At 67.1% G+C, this 26207-nt stretch carries 25 protein-coding genes; 14 read left to right on the forward strand and 11 right to left on the reverse strand.

Annotation, left to right across the window (positions count from 1 at the left end):
- Positions 1-15 precede the first annotated feature (15 nt).
- Positions 16-1482 (reverse strand): DUF4403 family protein, encoded by a 1467-nt coding sequence (locus BLS81_RS00470; RefSeq protein ID WP_093219380.1) that lies wholly within the window; start codon positions 1480-1482, stop codon positions 16-18.
- Between the two features lie 112 nt (positions 1483-1594).
- Entirely contained in the window at positions 1595-2410 is an 816-nt protein-coding gene (locus BLS81_RS00475) for a ferredoxin--NADP reductase (protein WP_093219383.1), read from the reverse strand.
- A gap of 359 nt (positions 2411-2769) precedes the next feature.
- On the opposite strand from BLS81_RS00475, the gene BLS81_RS00480 reads away from it, so the two are divergent.
- The 5 genes from BLS81_RS00480 to BLS81_RS00500 all read left to right on the forward strand — a co-directional run bounded on the left by BLS81_RS00480 (position 2770) and on the right by BLS81_RS00500 (position 8640).
- A complete protein-coding gene (locus tag BLS81_RS00480; RefSeq protein WP_093219386.1) occupies positions 2770-3309 on the forward strand; it encodes an alpha/beta hydrolase in 540 nt (179 codons plus the stop codon).
- Positions 3310-3445: 136 nt separating this feature from the next.
- Complete coding sequence (locus tag BLS81_RS00485; RefSeq protein WP_176786966.1) at positions 3446-4537, forward strand: glycoside hydrolase family 43 protein; 1092 nt, start codon at positions 3446-3448, stop codon at positions 4535-4537.
- Positions 4538-4542: 5 nt separating this feature from the next.
- Positions 4543-6006, forward strand: coding sequence for a xylulokinase (gene xylB, locus BLS81_RS00490; RefSeq protein ID WP_093219390.1), 1464 nt, complete (start codon positions 4543-4545; stop codon positions 6004-6006).
- Positions 6006-7316 (forward strand): xylose isomerase, encoded by a 1311-nt coding sequence (gene xylA / locus BLS81_RS00495; RefSeq protein WP_093219391.1) that lies wholly within the window; start codon positions 6006-6008, stop codon positions 7314-7316. The genes xylB and xylA overlap by 1 nt, the downstream gene beginning before the upstream one ends.
- A 97-nt stretch (positions 7317-7413) precedes the next feature.
- On the forward strand, positions 7414-8640 hold the full coding sequence (locus tag BLS81_RS00500; RefSeq protein ID WP_093219394.1) for an MFS transporter: 1227 nt from the start codon (positions 7414-7416) through the stop codon (positions 8638-8640).
- Between the two features lie 28 nt (positions 8641-8668).
- Here the strand turns inward: BLS81_RS00500 and BLS81_RS00505 are convergent, their stop codons facing one another.
- From BLS81_RS00505 to BLS81_RS00530, 6 genes are all read right to left on the reverse strand, one after another.
- Positions 8669-9172: a tetratricopeptide repeat protein gene (locus BLS81_RS00505; protein WP_093219397.1), complete on the reverse strand. Its 504-nt coding sequence runs from the start codon at positions 9170-9172 to the stop codon at positions 8669-8671.
- Between the two features lie 32 nt (positions 9173-9204).
- Entirely contained in the window at positions 9205-10380 is a 1176-nt protein-coding gene (locus tag BLS81_RS00510) for an RsmB/NOP family class I SAM-dependent RNA methyltransferase (RefSeq protein WP_093219400.1), read from the reverse strand.
- 121 nt (positions 10381-10501) lie between these two features.
- Positions 10502-11494 carry a DUF4268 domain-containing protein gene (locus BLS81_RS00515; RefSeq protein WP_093219403.1) on the reverse strand — a complete coding sequence of 331 codons (993 nt, stop codon included), beginning with the start codon at positions 11492-11494 and terminating at the stop codon, positions 10502-10504.
- A 545-nt stretch (positions 11495-12039) separates the two neighbouring features.
- A complete protein-coding gene (gene guaB, locus BLS81_RS00520; protein ID WP_093219406.1) occupies positions 12040-13497 on the reverse strand; it encodes an IMP dehydrogenase in 1458 nt (485 codons plus the stop codon).
- A 222-nt stretch (positions 13498-13719) separates the two neighbouring features.
- Positions 13720-14820 (reverse strand): mechanosensitive ion channel family protein, encoded by a 1101-nt coding sequence (locus tag BLS81_RS00525; RefSeq protein WP_093219408.1) that lies wholly within the window; start codon positions 14818-14820, stop codon positions 13720-13722.
- 110 nt (positions 14821-14930) lie between these two features.
- Positions 14931-16538, reverse strand: coding sequence for a phosphoenolpyruvate carboxykinase (locus BLS81_RS00530; protein ID WP_093219411.1), 1608 nt, complete (start codon positions 16536-16538; stop codon positions 14931-14933).
- A gap of 273 nt (positions 16539-16811) precedes the next feature.
- On the opposite strand from BLS81_RS00530, the gene BLS81_RS00535 reads away from it, so the two are divergent.
- Genes BLS81_RS00535 through BLS81_RS00560 form a run of 6 tightly spaced genes read left to right on the forward strand, consistent with a single transcriptional unit; the run spans position 16812 to position 21127 of the window.
- Positions 16812-17519, forward strand: coding sequence for a response regulator transcription factor (locus tag BLS81_RS00535; RefSeq protein WP_093219413.1), 708 nt, complete (start codon positions 16812-16814; stop codon positions 17517-17519).
- Positions 17488-19059, forward strand: coding sequence for a sensor histidine kinase (locus BLS81_RS00540; RefSeq protein ID WP_093219416.1), 1572 nt, complete (start codon positions 17488-17490; stop codon positions 19057-19059). Before BLS81_RS00535 ends, BLS81_RS00540 begins: the two co-directional genes overlap by 32 nt.
- Positions 19056-19484, forward strand: coding sequence for an HPr kinase/phosphorylase (locus BLS81_RS00545; protein WP_093219418.1), 429 nt, complete (start codon positions 19056-19058; stop codon positions 19482-19484). Before BLS81_RS00540 ends, BLS81_RS00545 begins: the two co-directional genes overlap by 4 nt.
- Positions 19481-20431 carry an RNase adapter RapZ gene (gene rapZ, locus BLS81_RS00550; RefSeq protein ID WP_093219421.1) on the forward strand — a complete coding sequence of 317 codons (951 nt, stop codon included), beginning with the start codon at positions 19481-19483 and terminating at the stop codon, positions 20429-20431. The genes BLS81_RS00545 and rapZ overlap by 4 nt, the downstream gene beginning before the upstream one ends.
- Positions 20432-20447: 16 nt before the next feature.
- A complete protein-coding gene (locus tag BLS81_RS00555) occupies positions 20448-20855 on the forward strand; it encodes a PTS sugar transporter subunit IIA (protein ID WP_093219424.1) in 408 nt (135 codons plus the stop codon).
- Complete coding sequence (locus BLS81_RS00560) at positions 20852-21127, forward strand: HPr family phosphocarrier protein (RefSeq protein WP_093219426.1); 276 nt, start codon at positions 20852-20854, stop codon at positions 21125-21127. Before BLS81_RS00555 ends, BLS81_RS00560 begins: the two co-directional genes overlap by 4 nt.
- A gap of 105 nt (positions 21128-21232) precedes the next feature.
- Here BLS81_RS00560 and BLS81_RS00565 read toward each other — a convergent pair whose 3' ends face one another.
- Positions 21233-21679, reverse strand: coding sequence for a MarR family winged helix-turn-helix transcriptional regulator (locus BLS81_RS00565; protein ID WP_093219429.1), 447 nt, complete (start codon positions 21677-21679; stop codon positions 21233-21235).
- A 54-nt stretch (positions 21680-21733) separates the two neighbouring features.
- Here BLS81_RS00565 and BLS81_RS00570 point away from each other — a divergent pair, with 54 nt between their 5' ends.
- On the forward strand, positions 21734-22849 hold the full coding sequence (locus tag BLS81_RS00570) for an FAD-dependent oxidoreductase (RefSeq protein WP_093221619.1): 1116 nt from the start codon (positions 21734-21736) through the stop codon (positions 22847-22849).
- Positions 22850-22978: 129 nt separating this feature from the next.
- A complete protein-coding gene (locus BLS81_RS00575) occupies positions 22979-23581 on the forward strand; it encodes a CC0125/CC1285 family lipoprotein (RefSeq protein WP_093219431.1) in 603 nt (200 codons plus the stop codon).
- A 34-nt stretch (positions 23582-23615) separates the two neighbouring features.
- Here the strand turns inward: BLS81_RS00575 and BLS81_RS00580 are convergent, their stop codons facing one another.
- Positions 23616-24710 (reverse strand): NAD(P)/FAD-dependent oxidoreductase, encoded by a 1095-nt coding sequence (locus tag BLS81_RS00580; protein WP_093219434.1) that lies wholly within the window; start codon positions 24708-24710, stop codon positions 23616-23618.
- On the reverse strand, positions 24707-25654 hold the full coding sequence (locus BLS81_RS00585; protein WP_093219437.1) for an alpha/beta fold hydrolase: 948 nt from the start codon (positions 25652-25654) through the stop codon (positions 24707-24709). Before BLS81_RS00585 ends, BLS81_RS00580 begins: the two co-directional genes overlap by 4 nt.
- A gap of 47 nt (positions 25655-25701) precedes the next feature.
- Between BLS81_RS00585 and BLS81_RS00590 the strand changes: the two genes are divergently transcribed.
- On the forward strand, positions 25702-26181 hold the full coding sequence (locus BLS81_RS00590) for an A24 family peptidase (RefSeq protein ID WP_093219439.1): 480 nt from the start codon (positions 25702-25704) through the stop codon (positions 26179-26181).
- Positions 26182-26207 lie beyond the last annotated feature (26 nt).

Here is a 26207-nt window from a genome sequence, read left to right on the forward strand (position 1 = left end):
TCCGCTCCCGGAGGATCATGGCGCATAGGTGATCGTTGCCTGCCCGGTCGCGCGGACCGGCATGAACAGGCCCTTCCCCGTGACGGCCAACGTACCGTTCTCCACCTTGGTCACATCCGCCGACAAGACGAAATCCCCCTCGCGCCGCGCACCTATCGCTTTCTGTGCCGCCCGCAGCACCTTGGCGTAGTCGGGCGCGAAATCATGGCTGAGACCGCGCGCGATGCTATCGCGGATCGATCCGTCCTTGAACAATGCGATCAGGAGGTTCGTCACCCCGCTGTCGGTGTCGGTGGCAATACCTACGTCGCGAACGCGCACCAGTTGCGACCCTTTGACGTTGTAGGGGACCGCCGTCAGCCAGACCTGTCCCTTGGTCGACAGCAGGGGAGCGGTACGCGCATGGGCCTTCGCCTTCACACCCACCGCGAGGTGCCCGCCGGTCGTCGCATAAACCGTCACGTCGCCAAACTCGACTTCGACAGGGCCGATCCCCGGTAGCGATATCCCCCTTTTCGCGCGCCTGACCAGCGCCCGTTTCACCACCGGCTCCAGTTGCGCATAGTCGGCCAGCACCGGCACGAAAAAATTGATGCCGCGCTTGTCGGTGGTCGGTGCGGGCGGCGGCAGCGGCGTCGCCACCGGGTCGCTCGGCCGGTCCCCGACGAAGGTCTCGGTCAGCGCATCGGCGGAGAGCAGGAGAGTCAGCCTGCGGCCCGAGACATGATAACCGCCAAAGCCAAGCCGCTTGGGGGTCACCCGCATCCAGGCCGGGGGTTTATCGCGGTTGAGCATGATCGACGTGAAGCCTTTGGGCCACGCCGATGCGAGCTTCCCATGCAGGTCGAGTTTGTTGAGTTCGCGCGGCAGGCTCTGCTCCAGGCTGGCGATAACCGGCGTCAGCCTCGCGTCCGCCTTGGTCGCGAACTCGATACGCTGGCCAAGGAAGTCGATCCCCGGCGCGGTCGTCCAGTCATAGGCGATCCGGACCGTCGCGGTCGGCTTCCAGTCGCCGGTGATCGACAGCCGCGCGACAGCGCGCACAACAGCGTCGCCGGTCGCGGTCTTCGAGACGATCCCGCCGACTTTCTCCGCCGTAATCGCCGCATGCACGGGGAAGGTGATCGTCAGCCTGTCGCCGCTTCCCCCCAACACCAGCCGTCCGCGTGTGACCGCGCCAACCACGCGGCAGCCGAGGTCCGGCAACAATTTGACCCTGGCGATCCTGAGATCGACCCGTTGAGCGCCAACGCACTTGTCGAGCCGCTTGTCGATCCGCCAGAGCCGGCGCGGCGTCTTGGCCTCCAGCGCGCGTTGCACGTCGTCGAGCGATCCCGAAATCGGCACCACGATCGACGATGTTTCGATCGGAAAATCGGGCGCGCTCTCCACCCTCAGCGGTGGGGGCACCCGCACCTTATGGCCGCACGCGTTCACCAGTAGCGACGCGGTCGCCAGCACCACGATCGAACGAGATTCCAAAAACCAATCCTCTCGGACAGGCGAACGTTCGACGCGGCGCAATAGTGCCGGGTAACATCCGGCGGCGGCGGACAGCTCTCGAACTCAGCCACGCCACAGCCGAACCGCTCGGCTATCCGACGAACGCCCGCTCGATCACGAAATCACCCGGATGCGCGTTCGAGCCTTCCTTGAAGCCCTCGGCCTCGAGCATCTTCGCAAAATCGTGGATCATCGCGTTGCTGCCGCACAGCATGACCCGGTCAGTCGCTGGATCAAGTTTCTTTGGGCCGGTCAGCGGCGCTTCGAACAAGGTGCCGTCCTCGATCAGCCCGTCGATCCTCTTGCCGTTGCGGAACGGTTCGCGCGTGACGGTCGGGATGTAGTGGAACTGAGCCGCCGCCTCGTCGGCAACGAGCGGATCGTCTGCAAGCTGCGCGGTCATTTCGTCGTGGTAAGCGAGATCGCTCACGCGACGGACGCTATGCACGACTACAACTTGCGAGAAGCGTTCGTACACGTCGGGGTCGCGGATCAAGCTGAGAAACGGCGCGAGTCCGGTGCCGGTCGACAGCAGGAACAAGCGGCTGCCCGGCAACAGCGCATCACACACCAACGTGCCCACCGGCTTACGGCCAAGATAGACCTGATCGCCCGGCTGGACCTTTTGCAGCCGCGAGGTGAGCGGGCCGTCCTGAACCTTGATCGAAAGGAATTCGAGTTCCTCGGCATAGGCCGGGCTGGCGATCGAATAGGCGCGCATCAGCGGCTTGGCACCGTCGTCGAGGCCGATCATCACGAACTCTCCCGACCGGAAACGGAACGACGCCGGCCGCTCGATCGCGAAGCTGAACAGATGCTCGTTCCAATGGCGGACCCACTTGACCTCGACCGAGTGAAAGGCCGCGTTGTCAGGGATCAGCCGCGGGGTGGTGACAGGCGCGTTCATTGTAACAGGATTCCGTTCAGTCAAACCGTAAAGACGTGCCCGTCGCCTCTACAGACCCATCGAACAAGGTCAACAATATGATCCGCTCGGTACCGCGCTCGCTCGATCAGGATGCGCCGTTAGCCGCCGGCCGATTATACGGAAATCCGCTGTTGTCATTCAGTACGGGCCGGGGTGATCGATGATGCCCTCGCGCGCTTGCACCTTCGGTTTGCAGCAGCGATCGGCGGGCTGACGCGCTCCGTCATCGACTCGACGCAACACCGATTGCCTATGCTGGCGATAGGAATATCATGGCGTCATAACCGGAGTCGCGGCCCACCCGACCCGAACGGCGAGATCCCTCGAGGAGTCCGGTCATGACGTTGGAGAGCGACTTTTTCGGCACCCATCCGCTTCTCACCGTTACGGTGGCGGGCGATCGTGCACCGGAGTGGCCGGCGGCTAACCGCAAGGACGTCCGCACCCTCGCGCTCGATATGAGACACAAGCATCATCGCGGTTTCTGGGCGATGCAACTCGATGAGGCAGCGCGCGCGGCGGGCGAGCCGCATGTGGTGGTCGCGCGCGGTCTCGCCTGCCTTGCCGTGGTCCGCTGGGCACAGCTCTCGCCGAAATCCTACCTCGGCAATATCGCGGGCGCCTGCCTGTTCTCGCCGCTGTCGTTCATGCCGGCGCAGGCGCCGCTCGCGCAGGCGCTGCAACCCAGCCCAACCCTGCCGCTGCCATTTCCATCGCTGGTGGTCGAGCATCGTACCGCGCCGCTCGTCGCGCATCTGCTCACGCTCATCGATAGCTGGGGCAGCCATTTCATCGACATAGCCGATTTCGCTGCGCCCGATCTCTCGCCCCCTGTCAGGGTCGAACCTCATCTGCCGGGCAGCCGTCTCTGGCGCTAGGCGGCCCGGCGCCATGCGATAACTGCGCTGGAAAAAAGCTCTGCGGCACGCAATTGCCACACCCGATCTTCCCCGATATGGTAGCGCTATCGTATCAATCGAGCCTCTCCAGAAGGCTAAGAGGGTGATGAACGGCATGCTACTTCGCACATCGATCACAATCGCGGCGCTGCTCACCGCGAGTGCGCTCGCCGCGCAAGCTCATGAGGATAGCAAGGGGGCTGATGCCTCGCGCTTCCTGTCGCAACCGCTGGTGACCTCGATCTACACCGCCGACCCTTCTGCGCATGTTTTCAACGGCAAGATCTACGTTTATCCATCGCATGACGTGCCGACCGACACGCCTGACGACGACCTCGGCAACGAATATGCCATGCACGATTATCGCGTGCTGCGGATGGATCGGATCGGCGGGCCGGTCACGGTCGGCCCGGTCGCCCTTGATGTGAAGGACGTTCCGTGGGCCTCCAAACAGATGTGGGCGCCCGACGCCGCCTATAAGAACGGCACCTATTACCTGTATTTCCCGGCGCGTGATAAGTCGAAAGACAAAAACGGTCTCGGGGCGTTCAAGATCGGCGTCGCCACGTCGAAGAACCCGATGGGCCCGTTCAAGGCCGAGCCCAAGCCGATCCCGGGCAGCTTTTCGATGGACCCGGCGGTGTTCACCGACACAGACGGCAAGACCTACATGTATTTCGGCGGCATCTGGGGCGGCCAGCTTCAGCGCTGGGCCAAGGGCACGTATGATCCCAATGGCAGCGACACCGATCTGATGCAGGACGATCAGCCCGCGCTGTCGGGCAAGGTCGTGCGTATGAACGCCGACATGAAAACCTTCGCCGAAAAACCTCGCGACGCGGTGATCCTCGGCGAGGACGGCCAGCCGGTGAAGGGCGGCGAGCACGACAAGCGCTTCTTTGAAGGCTCTTGGATGTTCAAGCGCGGCTCCACCTATTATTACACCTATTCGACGGGCGACACGCACTTCCTGAGCTACGCGACCGGGACCAATCCATATGGTCCGTTCACGTTCCGCGGGCATTTCCTCCTGCCGGTGCAAGGCTGGACGACGCATCACTCGATCATCGAGCACGGCGGCAAATGGTGGCTGTTCTATGCGGATACGCAGCTCAGCAACAAGAACCACCTGCGCAACGTCAAGGTCACCGAGTTGTTCTTCAACCAAGACGGCTCGATCAAGCCCATCAATCCGTTCGTGAAGTAACACGCATGTTCCTCGGCATCGATATCGGCACGTCGGGCGTCAAGGCCGTCGTCATCGACACCCACGGCAGCGTGGTGGGTCAGGGCACGGCCGCGCTCACCGTGCAGCGCCCTCACCCGCTCTGGTCCGAGCAGGATCCCGATAGCTGGTGGGCGGCGACCACCGCCGCGGTGCAGGCGATCGATGCCGATGTGCGGCGCGCGGTGCGCGGCATTGGCCTCGCCGGCCAGATGCATGGCGCGACCTTGCTCGGCGCTGACGACAAACCCTTGCGCCCGGCGATCCTGTGGAACGACGGTCGCAGCGCTGCCGAATGCGCCGAGTTGGAAGCCGCGACGCCACTGTTCCAGTCGGTCGGCGGCAACATCGTCATGCCGGGTTTCACCGCGCCCAAGCTGGCGTGGGTGCGCAAGCACGAACCCGACGTGTTCGCCGCGACCAAGCTGGTGCTGCTGCCGAAAGATTATGTTCGCCTGCTGATGACCGGCGAAAAGGCATCGGACATGTCCGATTCGGCCGGTACGCTCTGGCTCGATGTCGCCGGTCGGACCTGGAGCAACGACCTGCTCGCCGCGTGCGGGCTGGACGTCAGCCAGATGCCGGCGCTGGTCGAAGGCCCGCAAACCACCGGGCGGCTGAGCGCGCAGGTGGCCGAACTGTGGGGCATGCCGCAGGTACCGGTCGCGGGCGGCGGCGGCGACAATGCGGCGGGCGCGGCGGGGGTCGGTGTCGTCAAGGATGGCGACGCGCTGCTGTCGCTTGGCACGTCGGGCGTGATCTTCGTCGCCAATGATGCCTTCCGGCCCAACCCGGCGCGCGCCGTCCACGCCTTCTGCCACTGCCTGCCCGATATGTGGCATCAGATGGCGGTGCATCTCTCGGCGGCGTCCTGCATCGACTGGGTCGCGCGGCTGACCGGAGCGGCGGGTGCGGCCGATCTGTTCGCGCGCGCCGAAAAGGCCGGTCCTGCGAGCGGCCCCGAACTGTTCCTCCCTTATCTCTCCGGCGAGCGCACGCCGCACAACGATGCCGAGGTGCGCGGCGCGTTCCTGCGGCTGGACAATGACACCGGCCCTGAGCGGCTGGCACAGGCCGTGCTCGAAGGCGTCGCCTTCGCGCTCGCCGACGGGCTGGACGCGCTCCGCGGTGCAGGCACTGAGGTTGCCAAGCTGTCGGTGATCGGCGGCGGCGCACGCTCACGCTATTGGGGTGCGACGCTCGCGGCTGCGTTGAACACGCCGTTGGTCTATCTTCAGGGCGGCGAAGTCGGCCCGGCGCTTGGCGCCGCCCGGCTTGCCCAGATCGCGGTCGATGGCGGCTCGCCCGCAGAAGTCTGCGTCGCACCGCCAGTCGCCCACGTCATCGAACCCGATGCCGCGTTGGTCGATCGGCTCGCCCCCAAGCTCGCCGCGTTCCGCGACGCCTATGCTCACATCACCCCCCAGAATATCACCCCAAGGAGTGCCTGATGGCCATCGACTTCTTTGCGAACATCCCGACGATCAAATATGAGGGGCCGGACAGCACCAACGAGCTGGCCTATCGCTTCTACGACAAGGATAAGGTCGTACTCGGCAAGCGGATGGAGGACCATCTCCGCTTCGCTGCCTGTTTCTGGCACACCTTCGTTTGGCAGGGCAGCGACGTATTCGGCGGCGGCACCTTCAACCGCCCGTGGCATCAGGGCCCGAACGACAGCGCGACCGCCGCGATCAAGCGCGAAGTCGCGTTCGACTTCTTCACCAAGCTCGACATCCCGTTCTACTGCTTCCATGACATCGACGTGATGGCCGACGCGCACAACGTCGCCGAGCACCGTCAGTATTTCGCCGAAGCGGTCGATCACCTCGAAAAGCTTCAGGCCTCGTCGGGCCGAAAGCTGCTGTGGGGCACCGCCAACCTGTTCAGCCACCCGCGTTTCGCCGCCGGCGGCGCGACCAACCCCGACCCCGAGGTCTATGCGTTCGGCGCGATGCAGGTGCGTGACGCGCTCGAAGCGACTCACCGGCTCGGCGGCAGCAACTACGTGCTGTGGGGCGGCCGCGAGGGCTATGAGACCCTCCTCAACACCGATCTCAAGCGCGAGCTCGACAATTTCGGGCGGTTCCTGAGCCTGGTCGTCGAGCACAAGCACAAGATCGGCTTCAAGGGCACGATCCTGATCGAGCCGAAGCCGCACGAGCCCACCAAGCACCAGTACGACTTCGACACCGCGACCGTGTACGGCTTCCTCAAGCGCTATGGCCTCGAGAACGAAGTGCGCGTCAACATCGAGGCGAACCACGCGACGCTCGCCGGCCACACGTTCGAGCATGAGATCGCCACGGCGAACGCGCTCGGCCTGTTCGGTTCGATCGACGCCAATCGCGGCGATCACCAGAATGGATGGGACACCGACCAATTCCCTAACTCGCCTGAGGAACTGACGCTGGCGATGGTCGAAATCCTCCGCGCCGGCGGCTTCACCGATGGCGGGTTCAACTTCGATTCGAAGGTGCGTCGCCAGTCGATGGACGCGGTCGATCTGTTCTACGGCCACATCGGCGGCATCGACACGGTCGCGCGCGGCCTGCTCGGCGCGGCCAAGCTGATCGAGGACGGTCGCGTCGATGCGATCAAGGCCGAGCGCTACGCCGGCTGGAATGGGGAACTCGGCACGCAGATCGGCGGGCTTGATCTCGCCGGCATCGCCGATCTGGCGGTCGAAAAGGCGTTCGATCCCAAGCCGCGTTCGGGCCAGCAGGAGCGGCTCGAGAACCTCGTCAACCGTTTCGTCTGATCTTAACCGGCCGTCACCCGACCTGTCGGGTGGCGGCCAGTGCTTCCCAAGCGCGGCCGGCCGTGCCACGTAACCCCGACACGCAGCCGGGGGCCTCATGAGCATCTTCGCCGACCTCAAAGCGCTGACCAGCGCGCAAAAGAGCTCGATCTGGGCGAGCTATCTCGGCTGGACGCTCGACGCGTTCGATTTCTTCCTGATGGTGTTCATGTTCTCGGCGGTCGCGCGGGAGTTCGGCACCGACGTCAAGACCACCGCCGAAGCCACCTTCTTCACGCTCGCCGCACGGCCGTTCGGCGCGTTCGTGTTCGGGCTGCTCGCCGACCGATACGGCCGGCGGCCGGTGATGATGATCGTCATCCTCGCGTTCTCGGCCTTCTCGGTGCTGTCGGCGTTCGCCTGGTCGCTGACGTCGTTGTTCGTGATCCGCGCGCTGTTCGGCTTCGCGATGGGCGGCGAATGGGGCATCGGCGCCAGCCTGGTGATGGAAAGCATCCCCGCGAGGATGCGCGGCTTCGTGTCCGGTTTGCTGCAGAGCGGGTATCCGTCCGGCTATTTCCTTGCGAGCCTCGTGTTCTTTCTGCTGTTCGACCATATCGGCTGGCGCGGCATGTTTCTGATCGGCGTCGTGCCCGCAATTCTCGTTTTCCTGATCCGCATGCACGTCGAGGAAAGCCCCGCGTTCGAGGCGCTCGCCGAAAAGCCACGCATCAACCCGCTCACCGCCCTGGTCGATAACTGGAAGATCGCGTTGTACCTCGTTGTGCTGATGACGGCGTTCAACTTCTTCAGCCACGGTACGCAGGACGTGTATCCGACCTTCCTCAAAGAACAGCATCACCTCTCCACCCACACCGCCGGCCTGCTTGCGATGGTAATGAACGCGGGTGCCATCGTCGGTGGAATTGGTTTCGGTATCTGGTCAGAGAAGATCGGCCGCAAGCGCGCCATCATCATCGGCGCGCTCTGCGCTCTGCCGGTTATTCCGCTCTGGGCATTCTCGACCACGCCGGTGATGCTCGGCGCCGGCGCGTTTCTCATGCAGGTCGCGGTGCAGGGCGCCTGGGGGATCGTGCCGGTCCATCTCAACGAACTGTCACCGGCGGCGGTGCGGGGCATGTTTCCGGGTTTCGCCTATCAACTCGGCAATTTGATCGCCTCGCGCAACGCCGTGATACAGGCAGGCGTGGCGGAGAGCCACGGCGGCGACTATGGCTTCGCGCTGGCGCTGGTCGCCGGGATCACCGCGATCGTGATCGTGATCTGGACCGCGATCGGTCCCGAGCGGCGGGACGTGGACTTCGTCGAACAAGCGAAAGCGTAACGGCGACGATCCGGCGTGATCGCGCCGGTCAGTTCTTCTCGCTTTTCACCGCCGGGGTGGCGGAGGCGGTCACGATCGGCGGCCCTTTGGCGATCGCCGCGCTCAACTGCGAGATCTCGGGGCAAGCGCGCTTGGCGCAGACCGCGCGCAGCTTGGTGAGGTTGGTCTTCGCGCGCTCGACCGCGCCCTGCTGAACGAGCGCCTCGCCCTGTTCCTTGAGCGCGGCGACGTCATCCGGCTGCAACTCCAGCGCCTCGCGGTAGAAGCGGATCGCCTTGCCGGGCAGGTCGCGCTTGCGGGCGACCTCGCCGAGACCGATGAATGCTTGCCGGGTGCGCGGATCGACCGCCAGCGCGCTCTCATAGGCGTCGATCGCACCGTCGAGGTTGCCGGTCGCCTGCGCCGCCCGGCCCTTGTCGACCAGCGCCAGCGCGCGCGCGTCGATCGCGCTGTCCGGGCGCTGGCCATGCACCGCCGTCGATACCGTCAACAGCGTCATCGCGGCGGCAGCGGCGACGGACAGATAGCGCATGATCCACTCCAGTTTCGGCACAATGCTCCGAGTTAACACGGGGCCTGCATCCGCGCGACAAAAAAGCCGTCCGTGCCGTCGTGCGCCGGCGTGAGCCGCACGCCATCGCCGTGTGCGCGCCCGACGGGCAGCGCGAGCGGCTCAGCGCGCCAGCCGGGGCGGGCGGCGAGGAAGCGCGCCACCTGCCCCGCACCTTCGACATCGAGGAGCGAGCAGACGATGTGGACGAGCGCCCCGCCCGGCTTGACCAGCGCCGCGCCGACGTCGAGCAGGCGGGCTTGCGTCTCCACCAGCCGCGCGAGCCGATCAGGCGTGAGCCGCCAGCGCGCCTCGGGGTTGCGCCGCCATGTGCCGGTGCCCGAGCACGGCGCGTCGATCAGCACGCAATCGGCCTGCGCGGTCCAGTCGGTCAGCGCCTCGCCTTCGCGGCCCGGATCGAGCAGGCGCGTCGTCACGATCGAGGCGCCGGCGCGCGCGGCGCGGGGCAAAAGTCGCGAAAGTCGCCCACGATCGCTATCGCTGGCCAAGATCGCACCCTGATTCATCATTGCAACGACAAGCGCGAGCGTCTTGCCGCCAGCGCCCGCGCAGAGATCGACGATGCGCTGGCCCGGTGCGGCGCGCGCAGCCAGCGTGACGACCTGGCTGCCGGCATCCTGCACCTCGATCGCGCCCGCCGCCCATTCGGGGAGCGCCTCGACGTTGACGCCCGGGGGCAGCCGCAGCGCATCGGGCAGGCCCGCGATCGGCGCGGCGCCCGCGATCGCGACGGGCATGTCGACGAGCCGATTGACACGAATGTCGAGCGGCGCGCGCTCGACCAGCGCGGCGAGTTCGGCATCGGCGAGGCCCGACTCCGCGAGCGCCGCGCGCAGCCACTCGGGCGCGATGCCCTCGGGAGCGACCGGCTCATCCGCCGCGATCCGCGCCGGGGCGTGGCCCTCGCCCGTGAAAAGCGCCGCCAGCGCAGGATCGCGCGCGGCCACCGCGAGCATCGCCGCACGGCCGCTGACCGGCGGCGCCCCGCACAGCCGAATCGCCGCATAGACCAACTCGCGCACCGCGCGCCGATCCTTGCTGCCCGCATAGCGGCGCGTCGCAAAATAGCGCGCGATCAGCGTATCCGCCGCCGCGCCGCCGGCGCGGGCGGCTGCGAGAATCTCGTCGAGGAGGTCGATCGCCGCCTGGGCGCGGGCAGCCGGGGTCATGCTTGGAGTCCAGCGAGATGGCGGTGGCCGGCATGGGCGCGTGGGGGAGAAGACATGCGCATGCCCTTGCCAGCTTTATCGCGGCGTGGACAGGTCGCGTCCGTACCGCCGCCACCGCGTTTTAAAGTCCGTCGCCAGGCTGCCACGCGTTCGCATCCAACGCCTTGATGCGGTTCACGAACGCGCGATAAAATTCATTCATCCGTTGCGCCAGCCAATCATGTTGGCGAGGCCAGTCCGCCTGTTCCTCCAGATCGATCCCGTTAAGCGGCGTCGATATCCGGCTGTCCCGGCCTTCGGGTAACTCTTCCCAGTCAACGGCATAACCAAGTTCCGCCTCGATCTCCGCCTTGTCGGCGTGGAGCAGGTGGAAGAACGCCTTGGCGTTAGGACTCGACATGTAAAGCTCCGCCCGCACCTGCCGTTTCGGCCGTGACATCGAAGCATTGATGCCAAAGCCACTCCGTCCGACAGAATAGGACATCCAAGGTTGCGGTTGCGGCTTACGCTCTCTCGCCAATGGCCCGCCCTTCGCGGCCAGAACGTTGCCCAAAGCGGTCCAGTAAGCGAGTTGAAGGGCTTTGGTGTCGGAAAGCTCCGCCTCGTCGATCGCCCGTGCAGCCTGTGTGACAAGCTTGTTCCAGTTGTTAGGCTTGGACACGATGCTGAAGCGAGGCGCGGCGGGTGAATCACCGATCCGCCAAAGCTCCACTTCGACGCCGAAGAAACGGAAGGTCTCGTCCGTTATGCGATTCAACCAATCGAGGGTAGAACGGTGTTCCTCGGTGAAACGAGCGGCGATCCAAACGATCGTTACCGCTTCGAGGCCGGACGCATACGTCAGCAATTGCCCGAGGTGAGAATGGTCGGTACGCTCAAGCTGGTTTTCTATCAACACCCATGCATTGGTGCTGATGTCCTTGCATAAAATGTCAGCACGAAACGGACCTACGGCCTTTTCCTGCGCTTCAAGCTCAAGCTCAAGCCCCAAAGTCTCGCCGAGGGTAAGAAGATTTTCTTCCCGTGCCAGCCACGGGGTAAAATGGGAAGATTCACTCATCCAGACATTGCGAAGATCAATCTTCACGAGCTTGCCAAGATTATACCCGGTCATCTTTGGCCCCCACCGTATTTCAGATGCAAGAAAGGTAAGATCCAGAAAAAACATAATACAAGACGAGATCGGTCAGCTAGTTCACTTTCATTATAGATATGATCATGCCAGTCCACCACCTTGAACAAGAGATACGAACCATCATTCCCCAATGCCATCTCAGGTGAAACGCCGAACGCTTCGTCCCGGAGAGACATCCCATATTGCCGCCCCATAGCAACGCTAAACGTGCCGTAGCAGCAAACCCATCACTGAGGCGCGAAAGCGTTCGATGGCGCCTGTTGGCGCCACGCCACGGTTTCGGCGCCTTTGACGTAGGCCCGCCCACCGCGCCAAACCCTCGTTCATTTAGCCAAGCGCAGGGCGTCGCGCTTGCCCCTCGACTTCGCTCGGGGCGAGAGCGGACGGGGCGATTGCTCGCGCAATGGCCATCGAGCGGCGGACGTGAGGCACGTGCTTCGACTGCGCTCAGCACGAACGGGCTCGAGGTGAATAGGCGGTTTGCTCAATATCTCGGCAGACGCATCATCGAGCGCCCCCCGCCCTCACCGCGTCGGGTAGTTCGGCGCCTCGCGCGTGATCGTCACGTCGTGGACGTGGCTCTCGCGCAGCCCCGCACCCGTGATCTGCACGAAGCGGGCGCGCTGTTGCAGGTCGGCGATCGTCGCCGATCCGGTATAGCCCATCGCCGCGCGGATGCCGCCGACGAGCTGGTGGATCACGTCCTTGGCCGGGCCCTTATAGGCGACCTGCCCCTCGATCCCCTCGGGCACCAGCTTCAACTGGTCCTTGATGTCGCCCTGGAAGTAGCGATCGGCCGAGCCGCGCCCCATCGCGCCGACCGAGCCCATGCCACGATAGCTCTTGTACGCGCGGCCCTGATACAGGAAGGTCTCGCCAGGCGCCTCCTCGGTGCCCGCCAGCAGCGAGCCGATCATCACCGACGACGCGCCGGCGGCGAGCGCCTTGGCGATGTCGCCCGAGGTGCGGATGCCGCCATCGGCGATGACGGGCACGCCATATTTCTGGCCGACCTCGGCGCAGTCCATCACCGCGGTCAATTGCGGCACGCCGACGCCGGCGACCACGCGGGTGGTGCAGATCGAGCCGGGGCCGATGCCGACCTTGATGCCGTCCGCGCCCGCGTCAATGAGCGCGCGCGTCGCTTCGCCGGTGGCGACGTTGCCCGCGATCACCTGCACCGAGTTCGACAGCTTCTTGACCCGCTCGACCGCACGCGCGACGTCGCGGTTATGGCCGTGCGCGGTGTCGATCACGACGAGGTCGAGTTCGGCGTCGATCAGCGCGGCGGTGCGATCGAACCCCTTGTCGCCGACGGTGGTGGCGGCGGCGACGCGCAGGCGGCCGGTCGCATCCTTGGTGGCGTTTGGATAGGTGACCGCCTTCTCGATATCCTTGACGGTGATGAGGCCGATGCAGCGATACGCTTCGTCGACCACCAGCAATTTCTCGATGCGGCGCTGGTGAAGCAGCCGGCGCGCCTCCTCCGAGGTGACACCGGGCGAGACGGTGGCGAGATTGTCGTGCGTCATCAGCTCGGAGACCGGCTGCGCGGGGTTCTCGGCGAAGCGCACGTCGCGGTTGGTGAGGATGCCGACGAGCCGGCCGTCGCTTTCCACCACCGGGATGCCACTGATCTTGTGGCGCTTCATGATCGCCTGCGCCTCGGCGAGCGTGGCCGAGGGGGCGATGGTGATCGGGTTGACGACCATGCCGCTTTCGAACCGCTTGACCGCGCGGACGGCGGCGACCTGATCCTCGACGGTGAGGTTGCGATGCAGCACGCCGATGCCGCCCAATTGTGCCATCACGATCGCCATGTCGGCCTCGGTGACGGTGTCCATCGCCGAGGAGAGGATCGGAATGTCGAGCGCGATGCCGCGCGTAAGCTGCGTGGCGGTGTCAGTCTGGCTGGGGACGATATCGCTCTCGGCCGGGTACAGCAGGACGTCGTCGAAAGTGAGGCCGAGGCGAATGTCCATGGAGTGCCGTTCCTGCTTGGGGGCTAAGCGAGTCGTGGCGGTCCATGTAAACAACGGCTTCCGCTGGCGCTAGGGGTGCGGGGTGAAGGATTGTTCACGTGGAGGCGCGGAGGGTTCCGTGATGGTGAAGTAGCGGAGGCTCGTCTCTCTTCCCCGTTCGTGCTGAGCTTGTCGAAGCACGTGCCCCGGAGCGCGCCGTTTGAGACACGCCCTTCGACAAGCTCAGGGCGAACGGGTGGGTTGGTCAGGTTTGTTGTGCCACGCGTCCCGCCCCAGTTCGGCGCGGCGACGCGGGAGCGCCTCGGGCATTTCATCGCGGATATAGGCGAGCAACGCCTCGCGCAGATCGCAGCGCAGATCGAACGCGGTGCCGGCGTCGCGCGCGGTGGCGAGGATGCGAACCTCGATCGCATCGGGCTTCATGTCGGTGACCTGCAGCACCTGCGCGCGACCGTCCCAGCGCGAGTTGGCGCTGACGATCTCGGTGTATTTCTCGCGCAGGCGGGCGATGTTGGCGGTCGGATCGAGATAGAAGAACGCCGAGCCGAGCAACTCCGAGCCGGTGCGCGTCCAGTTCTGGAAACTGTCCTCGAGGAACTTCGAGACCGGCACGACCAGCCGGCGCTCGTCCCAGATCCTGACGACGACATAGGTGAGGCGGATCTCCTCGATCTTGCCCCATTCCCCCTCGATGATGACGACGTCGTCGAGCCGGATCGGTTCGGTGAAGGCCATCTGGATGCCGGCGATGACGTTCTTGAGCAGCGGCTGCGCGGCGGCGCCGACCGCCAGCGCCGCAAGGCCGGCCGAGGCCATCAGCGTGACGCCGACGCTGCGCACGCTCGGGATGCTGAGCAGCATCAGGCAGATGGTGACGAAGCCGACACCGAGCAGCGCGATCTGGGTGAGGATCGCGCTGCGCGTGCGGCGCCGGCGCGCGCGCAGATTGTCTGCGACGGTGATGTCGGCGAACAGCGCGATCGCCTGATCGCTCGCGCGGATCATGTTGATGGCCAGCCAGCCGATCAGCGCGGGGACCAGCATCCCCGCCGCGCGCGCCCACAGGATCGTGCCGGTCTTGCCGAGATCGAGCGATTCGCGCACCATCGCGAGGCCGAGCGTGATGAGGATGAATTGCAGCGGGCGCTTGGCGTAGGTGACGAAGATATCGTCGGCCGAGCCGGGGGTCCGTTCGGCGATGCGGCGCAGCGCGTTCATCAGCAGCCAGTGGACGGCGAGCGCGAGCAGCACGGTGACCGCGATCGTCGCGACATCGACGAGCGAGGCGGGAACGGTCCATCCGGCGATAGTGACGCTCGACATGCGCGCGATAACCGCTCACGCGGGCAAGCGTTCCTCGCAGGCGCAGCATGACCGCGAATGCGATCGTCCCGGACGGACGGCCTCTCGGCGCGACCGTCCGGGCGCGGCGATCAGGCCGCCGTCGCGGCCTTGGGCGCGGACTGGCGCACGCCTTCGTCGACATGATCGGCGAATTGCGCGAAGTTCTCGACGAACTGGTCGACCAGCCTGGCGGCGGTCGCGTCATAGGCATCCTTGTCTGCCCAGGTCTCGCGCGGATCGAGGATCGCCGAGTCGATGCCGGTCACCGCCACCGGCACCCTGAAGCCGAAATTGGGATCGGTGCGGAACTGCGCATCGTTGAGGCTGCCGTCGAGCGCGGCGTTGAGCAAGGCGCGTGTCGCCTTGATCGGCATGCGGCGGCCGATGCCGTATTTGCCGCCGGTCCAGCCGGTGTTGACCAGCCAGCAATCGACCCCGCCCTTGGCGATCCGCTCCTTGAGGAGATTGCCGTACACCGAGGGATGACGCGGCATGAACGGCGCGCCGAAGCAGGTCGAGAAGGTCGCCGAGGGTTCGGTCACGCCGATCTCGGTGCCGGCGACGCGCGCGGTATAGCCCGAGAGGAAATGGTACATCGCCTGATCGGGGGTGAGCTTCGCGATCGGGGGGAGCACGCCGTACGCGTCGGCGGTGAGGAAGATGATGTTCTGGGGCACCGGCCCCATGTTCTCGGCCGAGGCATTGGGGATGAAGTCGATCGGATAGGAACCGCGACTGTTCTCGGCGAGGGTGTTGTCGTGGAAATCGAGCGTGCGCGTCTCGTGATCCATCACCACGTTCTCGAGGATCGTGCCGAAGCGCTTGGTGGTCGCGTAGATCTCGGGCTCGGCCTCGGGCGAGAGGTTGATCATCTTGGCGTAGCAGCCGCCCTCGAAGTTGAACACGGCGGTGTCCGACCAGCCATGTTCATCGTCGCCGATCAGCGTGCGGCTGGCGTCTGCCGACAGCGTGGTCTTGCCGGTGCCCGACAGGCCGAAGAACACGGCGGTGTCGCCCTCGGGGCCGATGTTGGCCGAACAATGCATCGGCATGACGCCCATCGGCGGCAGCTTGTAGTTGAGCAGCCCGAACACCGACTTCTTCATCTCGCCGGCATATTTGGTGCCGCCGATCAGGATCAGCTTCTCGGTGAAGTTGACCGCGATCACGGTCTCGGAACGGGTGCCGTGGCGGGCGGGGTCGGCGCGGAAGCTCGGCAGGTCGATGATGGTGTATTCGGCGTCGAAGCCCTTGAGTTCATGCTCTTCGGGGCGGACGAGAAGCGTGCGGATGAAGCTGCTGTGCCACGCGAGTTCGGTGACGACGCGGACATGGACGCGATATTCGGGCTGCGACCCGCCGAACAGATCCTGCACGAACAGCTCGTCCTTGTCGGCGAGCGCGGCGAGGAAATCGGCCTTGAGCGCGGCGAAATGATCGGGGGCCATGCCCTTGTTGGTCTTGCCCCACCAGACCGTATCCTCGGTCTCGGCATCGCGGACGATGAACTTGTCCTGCGCGGAGCGGCCGGTGTGCGCGCCGGTCTCGACGACCAGCGCGCCGTCGATCGAGAGCTTGCCCTCGCCGCGCGCGACCGCCGCCTCGACGAGCCGCGCGGTCGGCAGATTCCAGTTGAGCTTGGCATTGGTTTCGATGCCCCGCGCGGCGAGGTCCGCGTTCGGAATACGGTGGCTCATCACTCATTCTCCCCAGTACGGCCGATCGTGTCGATCGTGCGCGTGTCTCATGACCTGATCGGCATATCGCGCGCGTAACCGGGGGTCAAACGACGCGATTACTATAAGGGCGCGATGTTTGATTTCGGCAAGACCCGACGCGATCGGCGCCGGGATTATCATTTGTCTGTGAAATCCTGCGCGCGTCGGGGCGCTCGATCTGGCGGGGGCGGTGTTGAGCGGCCTTGCGCTTTGGACTAACGCGGTGCCCCGGCAACCAAGGTGTGTTTTGCGATGACGGCTACGATCGCGCTCGTCGATGATGACCGCAACATCCTCACCTCGGTGTCGATCGCGCTGCAGACCGAGGGGTTCCTCACGCGCGTCTATTCGGACGGCGAGACCGCGCTCAAGGCGCTGATCGACAATCCGCCCGATCTCGCCATCTTCGACATCAAGATGCCACGCATGGACGGGCTCGAACTGCTGCGGCGGATGCGCGAGAAGAGCACGATCCCGGTGATCTTCCTTACCTCGAAGGACGACGAGCTGGACGAGGCGCTGGGCCTCGCGATGGGGGCGGACGATTATATCGCCAAGCCCTTCTCGCAGCGGCTGCTGATCGCGCGCATCCGTGCCATCCTGCGCCGCACCGAGGCGTCGCAGCCCGCCGCGCCCGAGAGCGGCGAGCCGGCCGAGACGGTGCTGGTGCGCGGCCGGCTGTCGATGGATACCGCGCGCCACCGCGTGACCTGGAAGGGCGCCGACGTGACGCTGACCGTCACCGAATTCCTGATCCTGGAAGCGCTGGCGCAGCGGCCCGGCGTGGTGAAGACGCGCAACCAGTTGATGGATGCCGCCTATCACGACGACATCTACGTCGATGACCGCACCATCGACAGCCACATCAAGCGCGTGCGGCGCAAATTCCGGCAGACCGACGCCGATTTCGACGCGATCGAGACGCTGTATGGAGCGGGCTATCGCTTTTCCGAAGAGTGACGACCGCGAGCTGACGCTCCGCTGGTCCGCGCGGGTCTCGCTGACCCCGCGCATCCTGTTCGTCAACGTGTTCGCGCTGGCGCTGCTGGCGGGCGGGTTCTTCTATCTCGATTCGTACCGCAGCCGGATCGTCGACAGCCGCGTCGCGCAGGCCGGGCGCGAGGCGCGGCTGATCGCCGAGGCGCTCGGCGCGGTCGCGCCGGACGCGCGGGCGGGGGTGGCGCTCAGGCTGGCGCGCGATACCGGCACGCGCATCCGGCTGTATGACGACGCCGGCCGGCCTGTGCTCGACACGCGCGTGCTGGGGGAACGCAATTTCGTGCTGCTCGACCCCGACAAGCAGGATTGGGGCATGGCGGCGGCGCGGTTCCTCGACGCGATGATCGACACCGTCGTCGGTGCCCCCCGCGCGCCCTTGTATCGCGAGCACGCTGCGGGGGCGGACTGGCCCGACGTGCAACTGGCGCGCGGCAGCCAGCGCGCGCCGGCGACGGTGTGGCGCGCGCCCGACCGCACCCCGGTCATCACCGCCGCCGCCGCCGTGCCCGGCGACGGCGTGGTGATGACGACGGTCAACGCGCGCGACATCACCCAGACGGTGCGGTTCGAACGGTTCCGGCTGAGCGTGGTGCTGCTGATCGTCTCGCTCGTCTCGGTGCTGCTGTCGCTGTTCCTCGCGCGCACGATCGTGCGGCCGCTGCGCCGGCTGGCGCGATCGGCGGTACGCGTCCGGCTCGGCCGCGCGCGCGAGGTGGTGGTGCCGCGCCTGCCCTCGCGCCGCGACGAGATCGGCATGCTCGCGCGGGCGCTGTCCGACATGAGCCTCGCGCTGCGCGCGCGGATCGACGCGATCGAAGCGTTCGCCGCCGACGTGACGCATGAGATGAAGAATCCGCTCGCCTCGCTGCGGTCGGCGGTGGAGGGGCTGGCCAGCGTGCGCGATCCCGAGCTGCAGCGGCAATTGCTCGCGATCGTGCGCGACGACGTCCACCGGCTCGATCGGCTCATCACCGACATCGCCGAGGCGTCGCGGCTCGACGCGCAGCTCGGCCGCGCCAAGTTCGAACCGGTGGAGCTGGGCGCGCTGATCGCCGGGCTGATCGCGCAGCACGGCGCGCGCGGCGTGGAGCATGACGTGGTGCTGCGCTTCGATCGCCCGATCGGCGGCGGGCCGCTGATCGTGCTGGGGGAAGGCGCGCGCCTGGAACGCGTGTTCGAGAACCTCATCGACAACGCCATCTCCTTCTCGCCCGAGCGCGGCGTGATCGTGATCTCCGCCGCCGAGGAGGGCGACGAACTGGTGATCCGCGTCGAGGACGAAGGGCCGGGCGTTCCCGAGGAATCGCGCGAGACGATCTTCCACCGCTTCCATTCGTTCCGGCCGGAGGACGAATCGTTCGGCAAGCATTCGGGGCTCGGCCTCGCCATCGCGCGGACGATCGTCGAGGCGCATCACGGCACGATCCATGTCGAATCGCGGGACGACCGGATGCACGGCGCGCGCTTCGTGGTGCGGCTGCCGGCCGGGCCGCGGGCATGACACCCGCGCGGCTCCACGCCACCTGCGTGGCGATCGGCGAGCAGGCGGTGCTGCTGATCGGCGCTTCGGGCAGCGGCAAGTCCGATCTGGCGCTGCGGCTGATCGATCGCGGCGCCACGCTGGTGAGCGACGACCAGACGCTGTTGACGGTCGCCGAAGGCACGCTGACCGCCGCGCCTCCCGCGACGATCGCGGGTCTGATCGAGGTGCGCGGGATCGGCATCATCCCCCTGCCCCATCGCGCGGCGGCGCCCGTGGCCCTGGTGGTACGGCTCGGCGAGCCGGTGATGCGGATGCCCGAAGCATCGCTGAGCGAAACGATCAACGGCATTGCAATTCCGCTGGTTCGGGTCGATTCTCATGAGGCTTCGGCGCCGCTCAAAGTGGAATTGGCGCTGCGGCGGGTCACAGGCGGAACATCATGAACACGTTGAGCGGTGGCGACCGCAAGGATATCCTTCTGGTCACCGGCATGTCGGGCGCGGGCAAATCGACCGTGCTGCGCACGCTGGAGGATCTCGGCTGGGAGATCGTCGACAATCTGCCGCTGGCGCTGCTCGACCGGTTGCTGAGCGCGCCGCTGCCCGAGGGCGCGGATGGATCGTCGCAGCCGCTCGCGATCGGCATCGACGCGCGCACGCGCGACTTCGATCCGGCCCGGATCGTCGGCCGGATCGACTCGCTGCGCGAGGGCCACGGTCTCGATATCGGCACGTTGTTCCTCGATTGCGCTGGCGGCGAGCTGGCGCGTCGCTATTCGGAGACGCGGCGACGCCACCCGCTCGCGCTCGACAGGCCGGCGGTGGACGGCATCGCGCGCGAACGCGAGCTGCTGGCGCCGCTGCGCAGTTGGGCCAACCGGCTGATCGACACCACCGACATGACCGCCAACGAACTCGCGCAGCAGGTCCGCGCGACCTTCTCGGGCGAGCGGCTCGGCGAGCCGACCTTGCAGGTGATGTCGTTCGGCTTCGCGCGCGGGCTGCCGCGCAGCGCCGATCTCGTCTTCGACATGCGCTTCCTGCGCAACCCGCATTGGGTGCCCGAGCTTCGTCCCGGAACGGGACTCGATGCCGAGGTCAGCGCCTATATCGCCGAAGACCCCGCGTATGACGCCGCGCTGCGGCAGATCGAATCGCTGCTGCTGCTGTTGCTGCCGCGCTACAGGGCGGAGGGAAAATCCTATGTGACGATCGCCTTCGGGTGTACCGGAGGGAGACACCGATCGGTTCATGTCACGGAGCGGGTCGCGGCACGGTTGCGTGACGCCGGTTTTTCCCCCACGGTCGCGCATCGTGATCTTGCTGCATCGCCGCAAGACTCGCTGGAGGGCGCCCGCGAGGCAGCCGACGGGGACGGGACGCAGATTTGATGAGCAGGATTCGGCGATGATCGGGCTCGTATTGGTGACCCACGGTCGGCTGGCCGACGAGTTCGTGACCGCGATGGAGCATGTCGTCGGCAAGCAGGAACGGATCGCCACCGTCGCGATCGGCCCCGATGACGACATGGAAGCGCGCCGCAACGACATCGCGGTTGCGATCAAGACGGTCGATGCCGGGCGCGGGGTGATCGTGCTGACCGATCTGTTCGGCGGCACGCCCTCCAACCTCGCGATCTCGCTGATGGAGCGCGGGCGGATCGAGGTGATCGCGGGCATCAACCTGCCGATGCTGATCCGGCTCGAATCGGCACGCAAGGCGATGAAAGTGGTGGACGCGGTCGCCGCGGCGCGCGAAGCTGGCCGTAAATACATATCGGTAGCCTCCGAAGTTTTGGGAGAAGCGGCGGCGTGAGCCAGATTGCCCGGACGGTCCTCATCACCAACAAGCGCGGCCTGCACGCGCGCGCGAGCGCCAAGTTCGTGACGCTCGCCTCGACGCTCCCCTGCGAGGTCGCGGTCGAGAAGGACGGCGCCGGATCGGTAACGGGCACGTCGATCATGGGGCTGATGATGCTGGGCGCGGCGATGGGCGATTCGATCGTCATCCGCGCCGAGGGCGACGGCGCCGAGCAGGCGGTGAGCACGTTGGCGGAACTGGTCGAGGCGCGCTTCGGCGAGGATTGAGATTTACGATCCGTTCGTGCTGAGCTTGTCGAAGCACGGACCAAGCGGCCCGGTGTTTGACGCACGTGCTTCGACAGGCTCAGCACGAACGGTGTGGTGCTCAGGTCAGCCCTCCATCGCCTCCACATTGGCCAGAACGCGCTTGAGCAGCCCGAGCAGCGTCTCGACCTCCGCGTCGGACAATCCGCGCATCGCCTCGACATTGCCCTGACGCAGGATCTCGCGCCCGGCGGGGAGCTGCTCGCGGGCGGTTTGGGTGAGCGAGATCAGGCTGCTGCGGCGATCGGCGGGATCGGGTTCGCGCTGGACGAGGCCGTCGCGCTCCATCCGCGCGATCAGTTGCGCCATCGTCGGCTGTTCGACCTTGGCCCAGCGCGCCAACTCGGTCTGCGACTTCTTCTCGCCGTCACGCAGCGCCGACAGCACCGGGAGCTGCGCGGTCGCGAAGCCGACCGCCGCGAGCCGCTTATCGCCGATCCGCGCCAGCGCGCGCGCGATGCGGGTGAAATAATGGCCAGGCGTGAGCATCGGCGTCCAGACGGACTCGGCCATTGCATAGGCTCCTATGTTTATGTATAGGCCCCTATGTACATCGAGGAGGCCAGTATGACAATCGACCCACGCATCGCGATCATCGGCGGCGGCCCCGGCGGGCTGATGCTGGCGCGATTGCTGCACCTGCGCGGGCTCGCGCCGGTGGTGTTCGAACGCGATGCGGATGCCGATGCGCGGCCGCAGGGCGGATCGCTCGACCTGCATTCCGACACCGGCCAGCATGCGATGCGCGCCGCTGGGCTGGAAGACGCGTTCCGCACGCACGCGCGGCCGGAGGATCAGGGCGACCGGCTCTACGACGCGGACGGCACGTTGCTGTTCGACCGCGACGGCGCAGGCGACGATCGCCCCGAGATCGACCGCAGCGCGCTGCGCCGCATCCTGCTCGAGTCGGTTCCGCCGGGGATGGTGCGCTGGAACAGCGGGGTCGAGGCGATCCGTCTTGGGGATGCGGGCCACATGGTCGTCAGCGCGGCGGGCGCGGAAGCGTTCGATGTCGTGGTCGGCGCGGACGGCGGCTGGTCGCAGGTGCGCGCGCTGCTCGGCGATGCCCGGCCGCGCTATGAAGGCGCGGTGTTCGTCGAACTCGGGTTCGATACGCGGCGGCACCCGCAGGTCGATGCGCTGGTCGGGGCCGGCAAGATGTTCGCGGTCGGCGACAACCGCGCGCTGATCGGGCAGCGCAACGGCAACGGCCACATTCGCGGCTATGCCGGCTGGCGGATCGACGAGGCGGATGCGCGCGCGCTCGGCGCGATGCCGCCCGAGGCGATGCGCGCGGCGGCGCTGGCGGAGTTCGAAGGCTGGTCCCCGGTGCTGCGCGACATGATCGTCAGCGGCGATCCGCTCGGCGTGCGGCCGCTATACGCGCTGCCGATCGGGCATCGCTGGGCGAGCGTCGCAGGCGTGACCTTGCTCGGTGACGCCGCGCACCTGATGTCGCCGTTCGCGGGCGAAGGCGTCAACCTCGCGCTCGCCGATGCGGTCGATCTCGCGGCGGCGCTGACGTCGGGCGCGGGGTGGCCGGCGGTCGCGCGCTATGAGGCGGCGATGATCGCGCGTGCCGTGCCGGCGGCGCAGGCGGCCGCGCGCGGGATGGCGGCGGTGCTGTCGGGCGCGGGCGCCGCCCCGATGCTCGACCATTATCGCGCCCGGCTGGGCGGATAACGGGGGGCGGCCGGATATCAAATTTGTCACGGGACATCGCGCGCCGCGACTTTATCGTCGGCGGGGCGTTTTCGACTGGCGGTGTTCGCGGCACGGCCTGTCGTGAGCACCGACCCTTTGGAGGCCCCGATGTCCAAGACCCGAACCTTGCCCCGCACGCTGAACCGGGCGCTGAGCGGCGCCCTGCTCGCCACCACCCTGCTCGCCGCCGGCTGCGCGACGCAGACCCCCTATCGCCCCGCGACCGGATCGGGCTTCGCGCGGACCGGCTATAGCGACCGCCAGATCGAGGCGAACCGATTCATGGTGAGCTTCGCCGGCAACGGCTACACGCCGCGCGAGACGGTCGAGCGCTATCTGCTGTTCCGCGCCGCGCAACTCACCGTGCAGCAGGGCTATGACTATTTCGTGCTCGCCGACCGCCAGACCGACAAGAGCACGCGCACCTATGCGACCCCCGAGCCGTTCGTCGGCGGGCCTTATGGCTATTGGGGGCCGGCGTGGAGCTATTACGGGCGCGGCTTCGGGTGGCGATCCTGGAGTCCATTCGCGGGCGGCCCCTATTGGGATCGCAACATCGACATCCAGACGATCGATAAATACGAGGCGCATGCCGAGATCGTGCTCGGGCATGGTCCGAAGCCCGAGGGCAACGTCCGCGCGTTCGACGCGCGGGACGTGATCAAGAACCTCGGCCCGACGATCGTGATGCCCGAGCCGAGCAAGCGCTGACGCGGCGCGCCCCGGCGGCGGCCGGGGCGCGCCGTCACGCCAGCGCCGCGAGGCGGGCGGGCGCGTAGCGTGCGGGATCGATCGCCGCGGCGATCGGATCGGGCGTAGTACCGAGCAGCACGGCGGCGGCGAGCGCGGCGGCGGCGGGCGCGGTCTGGATGCCGAACCCGCCCTGCCCCGCGCACCAGAAGAAGCCGGGCACGCGCGGATCGAAGCCATAGACGGGCAGCCGATCCGGCGCGAAGCTGCGCAGCCCCGCCCAGCGCCGTTCCAGGCGGGCGACGCGCCAATCGACGACGTGCTCGAACCGGTCGATCGCCAGCGCGACGTCGATCTCCTCGGGCTGAACGTCGGACGGCGCGGCCGGGGTCTCGTCATGCGGGCTGAGCCACAGCCGGCCGCCCGCCTCGGGCTTGAAATAGAAGCGCCCGGCGATGTCGGCGACGTGCGGCAGCCCCGCGGGGGCGGGCGGATCGGTGAGCAACTGAACGACGGTGCGGCGATAGGCGGTGATGCCGATCGGCGCGGCGCCGGCGATCCGCGCGACCGCATCCGCCCATGCGCCGCCCGCGTTGACCAGAACCCCCGCGCGATAGGTCTCGCCGCCGGTGACGATCGTCCACCCGCCGCCGCTCCGCGTCGCCGAGCGGAGTGGGGAATCGACCGCCAGCACCGCACCGCCGCGCCGCGCGGTGGCGAGGCAGGCGGCGTGCAGCCCCGCCACGTCGATATAGGCGCAGCTCGGCTCGAACACGCCGAGCGTCCATTCGGGGCGCAGGCCCGCGACGTGATCGGCGGGATCGACGGGTTCGAGCGCGATGCCGCTGCCCGCGAACTCGGCGAGGAACCGCTCGATCGCCGCCGCGTCCCCGGCGCGGCCGATGTGGAGCGAGCCGAGCGGCTGGAGAAACCCGCCCGCCTGCAGCGCCGGACCCGATGCGGTGGTGAGCGGCGCGACTCCCGGCCCGCCATAGGTTTCCGACCAGAAGGCGGCGGAGCGGCCGGTGGCATGATAGCCGGGCGCGCTTTCCGCCTCGATCAACAGCACGCGCGCGCGGTCGCCGATCGCGGCGGCGAGGCTCGCGCCGGCCATGCCCGCGCCGATGATCGCGATGTCGAACCCCGTCATGGCCGCCCGCCCAGGCGCGCGGCCAGGAACGCGTCGATCTCGGCGAGGGCGCGGTCGCGCACCGCATCGACCTCGCGCAAGATCTCGTGCGCGCACTCACGGCCGAAGCGCACCACGCGCGCGTCCGGCAGCCGCGCCGCCACGCGCAGCGCCGCGCGCGCCGAGACGAGCTGGTCGTACTCGGCGAGCAGCATCAGCACCGGAACGCGCACGTCGGCGAGGCGCGGGTCGGCGCGCAGCAGGCGGGTCGAGGCGAAGGCTTCGATCAGCCAGCGCCAGCTTGGCGGCCCGAGCACCAGATCGGGCTGCACCGTCTGCCAGTGGATCTCATCGCGATAGCGCGCATCGTCATGGGTGAGCAGCGCCTGGCGGGTCGCGGTGGTGGCGGGATGTTCGTTGCCGCGCCACGCCCGCCGCGCACCATCGCCGCGCCCGCCGATCCGCCGCGCCGCCCATTCGCCGAAGCCGGCGCCGACCGGGGTCTTCAGCCCGAGCATCGGCGCGACCAACACCGCCGCATCGGGCGCGATGCACCCTTCCGCCATCGCGCGCAGCACGAGATGGCCGCCCATCGAATGGCCGATCGCGACCGTCGGCCCAACCGCGCCCTTGCGCCACACCCGCCAGAATTCCTCGAAATCGGCGACGTAGAGCGCGAAATCCTCGACATGGCCGACGCGCGGGTCGCCCGACAGCCGCCCCGAGCCGCCCTGCCCCCGCCAATCGAACGCGCTGATCGACCAGCCCTGATGGTGCCAGTGCGCCAACGTCTCCAGATATTTCTCGAACACGTCGCCGCGCCCGGCCTGGAACAGGATGCTGCCGCGCGGGCTGGGATCCGCCGGCCAGTCGAACCGGCGGAGCATCCAGCCGTCGCGCGCGCGCCAGAAACCGACCCGGGCGCCGGCGGGAATGGCGCGGCGATGGGAGTGCGGCGACAGCATCGACTCTGGTTACTTTTTTGAAAGCCATTCCGTCTAGGCGCTTTCAGATGGGTGGGACGCTATTCGTGACATTGCTGCCGGGCGCGCTGGCGCTGCTCCTGGTCTGGGCCGGGATCGAGGACGCGCGCACGCGCGAGATCGCTGACTGGAAGAACATCGCCATCGCGCTGCTCGCGCCGCTGTGGTGGCACGCGAGCGGCATGGCGCCCTGGCCCGACATGGCGCTCCAGATCGGCCTCGCGGCCACCGTGTTCGGCCTGTTCTGCGGCGTGTTCGCATTCGGCTGGATGGGCGGCGGCGACGTCAAGATGATCGGTGCGCTCGCCTTGTGGTTCCCGCTGCAGGGGCTGGTGTGGATGCTGGTGGTGATGTCGATCGCCGGCGGGGTGCTCACCATCGTGATGCTGTTCGATCGCGCCCGCGACCGGACCACGCCGATAGAGGTGCCGTACGGCGTCGCGATCGCCTTCGCGGCGCTGCTCGCGATGCGTGAACTGCATCTTAACCACCCAAGCATAGTTGCTTGAACTCCAATTAGCCGGGCGTCGAAAGG

This window comes from Sphingomonas sp. NFR15, assembly GCF_900103265.1.
Classification (GTDB): Bacteria; Pseudomonadota; Alphaproteobacteria; order Sphingomonadales; family Sphingomonadaceae; genus Sphingomonas; species Sphingomonas pollutisoli.